Consider the following 4282-nt stretch of genomic DNA (forward strand, 5'->3'; position numbering starts at 1 on the left):
TTATTCGCTTTATCTCTTGCGACAACAGTAATTTTATTTGCGCCGGTATCCAATAGAATACGTTTCGAATATTTGCCATTTACGACTGATGCATTTTGACCGTTTACTTTTACCCAATCAAGGTTTGCATCTTCGACGCTACCTTCTACGATAACCGTTTCACGGTTTGTTTTATCTCCGTCTTTCGGGCTGTCGATTGTAAGGTTAGGTTTCACTGTGTCCAAGATGACCGAGACAGGAGCAGATTCACCTGTAACTCTACCATCGAATTTAGAAACTGCTGTGAATTCATTTGTACCTTCTGTTAATTYCGTTKGGATGGCGAATTTACCATCATCTCCTACTACTACKGATCCTGCTKCYTCACCGTTATTTTTCAACTGAATAGTTGTAGTAGGTGAAGCAGTTCCTTYTATAGTAATAGCTGGATCATTTGTTGCTAAGTCATCTGTTGGTGAAGTAATAACTGGTGCATTTACTTCATRACTAACWCGTGCACGGATCATGTAGTTTCCWTCYTCTKCAGGTRAAGCTGACCATGTACCTGAAACAGCTTGGTAACTTCTTTCTGCATTTGTTCCATTTTCATCAGTTGCAAGGCCTGGAGTGTTTGGATTGGCAAATGTTTGTCTGTAAACCATGTAGAAGTCGCCATTCACAACAATGTTATGTTCAGTTAAGTCGACTACTGTCCATTCTCCGTTACGTAGTGCAGTGGCATCTATAGGACCTGCAAGTTTCTTACCTGGTGTACCGTCAGCACCAGTGGCATCCCATACTTCTACAGCAAATTTAGTTCCACCTGGTACAGGCCATTCCGTATCCCAGAAGCGGAATACACCATCAGTAACAATGCCATTTTCTTTTCCTTCAGGTAGAGACATTTTTACTCCCCAAGCATTGCCTGCTGCATTGAAAGCATGCGCATTTTCGGCTGTTCCATCATCATAGCCAATTTCTCCGCCTGGATATGTGTAGAACGGCTCAAGAGCAAGACTTAAATCAAGTGCATCTGCACCGATTGTGACTGGTGCTTCTTGGCCATGATAGCCACGAGCAATAACTTTTAGAGTGTAGTCTCCTTCATAAGCAGTGATTGAGTAGTTACCGGATTCATCTGTTACTACAGGAGTGATATTGGCATCTTCAACAAGAAGAATTGTTGCTCCTTCAATTCCTTCTCCTGTCGATTCATCAGTAATTTTCCCACGCACTACATTTTGTGCTATTTCATCCAAAGTGAAATTCGCTTGCGCTGTTTCATCAGCTGCAACTTCCACCGTTTGTTGCTTAGAGTGGTGACCGTAAGCTTCTGCTTTCACTCTGAATGTTCCTGGAGCATGCGTTATTGAATATGAGCCATCTGCAGGGTTAGTATAAACCGAACGCCCTGATTCAAGCACACTGACTTGAGCGCCTAAAGGTAATAGTGTCGGATTGTTTGGCGAATCTGACACTGGGTTTTCTTCTTTTTTAGGCATAGCAGGTCGAATTTTTGTCGGATCAATCGCTTTTTTTGCTGCAGATTTATCATCACCTTTGATTACGCCAAGGCCAATTTCATTGTCTTTCTTGTCATTCTTTTCACCTTTTGCAACATTACCAGTTTGCGAACTATCTGCTAATGCAATATCATCAATATACCAACCGTCTTTTGCAACACTGCCATCGGAGAATGCATTAAATGCCAAGTAAACACGTTGACCGCTATAAGCTGACAAGTCTACTTCACCATTTAACCATGATCCTGAAACACCTTTGTACTTCTGTAATTGAGTCCACTCTTGTTGGTCTGTGGAAATAAAAACATGACCGTAATCAAAAGCTGTTCCTAGTGATCCTTGCTCAAAGTCATGCCAGTGTTTAAACTGCAGGTACGAATTACCTTCCGGCAGATCTACTGGAGGTAGCACGAGTGTTGCGTTCATGTTATTGTCATACTTGCCATCTAAATTCGTTGCATATACTTTATCACCAGATGCCGCATTTCCTGGTCCGGAAGTTGGAACTCCCCACTCCCAGCTGTTCATATCTCCGAATGAACTCCAGCCTGTTGCAGCGGTTTCAAAATCTTCAAAGTAACCAACCGTAATACCCGGATTCACTTCAACTGTATATTCTTCACTGTTGACTTCGTTATTTCCGAAATCATTGATTGCCCATTTGTAAGTTAATGAATCACCTGTTATAGAAGCTCCAGGAATCGTCGCAGCGTAATCCCCAGACTTGAAGTCACCAGATTGACGAGCTGCTTCTACTGTTTGCCATTCACTATTTTCATCTAGATAATTTAATTCTACTGATGCAACGCTGACATTATCCCTTACAGAAATCGTCAAGTCTAAATCCATTCCTTCATATGTTTCTCTAGGAGAACTATGTTCAAAAGCAGGAGCTTCATCATCGTCCCCTTGTTTAGTAACTTGCCCTCCGATTTTCCCAATACCATTCATGATTGAAGATACTGCTTCATAAGCATCAACTAAACCATATCCATAACCATGATTCGGTGTTTCTGGATATTGCGCGTCAGTTAATGGAATTGCTGTGTCAAGTAAAATCTGTTCCATTTCATCAACGCTCAAATCAGCGTTTACTTGACGTAACAATGCTGCAACAGCTGATATTGCTGGTCCAGACATTGATGTGCCATTCCATCCCCCTTCATACACACCACCTGGTACAGAAGAACGGATGTTTACGCCAGGAGCCGAAATATCCGGTTTGATCTCAGCATAAGGTGAAGGTCCTCTTAATGAGAAACTTCCTACTACATTGTTAATATCAGTCGCACCCGTAGCAAATGATTCAGGGTAGTTTGCAGGTGATGCAACCGAACCAGGACCACCTGGATTGCTAAGCGTCGTGTTTCCTGCTGAAAATTCAGGGAAAATTTCTGCTGCACGCCAGTTTTTGACTACATCACGATACCATTCGTCAAGACCTGGACCACCGCCCCACGAGTTGTTTACAACATCTGGTGCTAAGTCTACGCGTGCATTTCCTTCAGAATCTGTTGGTGCTAAAATCCATTGTGCAGCTTCTAATAAATCCGCATCTGTACCACCATCTGGAGTAAAAGCTTTTACAGAAATGAATTTAGCACCAGGAGCTACTCCAACCTGGTTGGAACCGTTTTTTTCACTACCTACCATTGTTCCAGTCACGTGAGTACCATGACCATGATCATCATAAGGTGTAGCTTGTCCAGCTGTAGCGTCAAACCAGTTAAAGTCATGATCTGTTTGACCTGTTGAAGAATTATAACCACGGTATTTTTCTTTTAATGCTGGATGATCCCACTGAACACCTGTATCGATGCTCGCTACTACAGTACCAGCTCCATCAATACCCATCGCCCAAACGTCGGGAGCTTTAACTCTCGCAACATTCCATTCAACATTGGCAATTTCAGATTTAGGTGTCACAGCATCTTTCGTTTTCGTTGTGAAAAGTTGACGCTTTTCATTTGGAAGCACTTTTTCAACTTCTGCAAATGATGCTACCTTTTCTGCAACTTCTTTCGTTGCTGTTACAGCCATCCCATTTACAATATAATAAGAATTAATATCCTTAACATTTCCTTTAGCTTCTTCTTCTTCAAGATAATGTTTTACATTTTGCTGTTCCTGAAGAGAAGTTGCTTTCAATTCAGATACAATCGCAGAACGTTTAACTAGTAACGATTTTTTTGATGGTAAATTTGCTTTTTCTGAACTTTTCTTAGCGGAAGCGGCAATTTTCTTCGTATCCACTTTCTCTTTGAACTTAATTAAGAAGGTGACTTTTTCATCTTCTTTAAAATTTGCTAGTAACCGATTGCTCATCTTTTCTTTTGCCATTAAGTTCGTGTTATTGACCGACTGGTGAAGCTTACTAGTTGTTCCTGCACTCGCGACTCCAGGTGCAATTAGTGACAACGTCATAAGTAAGGAAACAGCAATGCTGAACGATTTTTTAGAATTTTTTTTCTTCGTCATCTTTTTTCCCCCTATTATTTTAACCATTTTTCACACTTCGTAAAGCTGATCCTTTTTACGTTTACTTAAAAAGGACCACATAAAAACACCTTTCCCCCCTTTCCCTAACGATCAATTTAGGTAAACAGTCTCAATGGTGCAAATCTTGAATCTCATGTTGTTACTAAAACTATATAAGATTGACAGACTATTTTTTGTCAAAATTTGTCGTAAATGTTCAGAGTTTTCAGAATTGATATTTAGTAACTATTTTCCAATTTATTTATATAGGTATAATAGATTAGATAAAGTTTTGTTCCAAG

Annotated in this window: 1 protein-coding gene; it reads right to left on the minus strand. The window is 40.6% G+C overall.

Features of this window, described 5'->3' with window-relative positions:
* On the minus strand, positions 1-3980 hold a 3980-nt coding region (locus tag AC1DOS_RS18350; RefSeq protein WP_477538663.1), incomplete at its 3' end, for a S8 family serine peptidase.
* Between the last annotated feature and the right edge of the window lie 302 nt (positions 3981-4282).

The organism is Paenisporosarcina sp. P5_A11 (assembly GCF_056400705.1).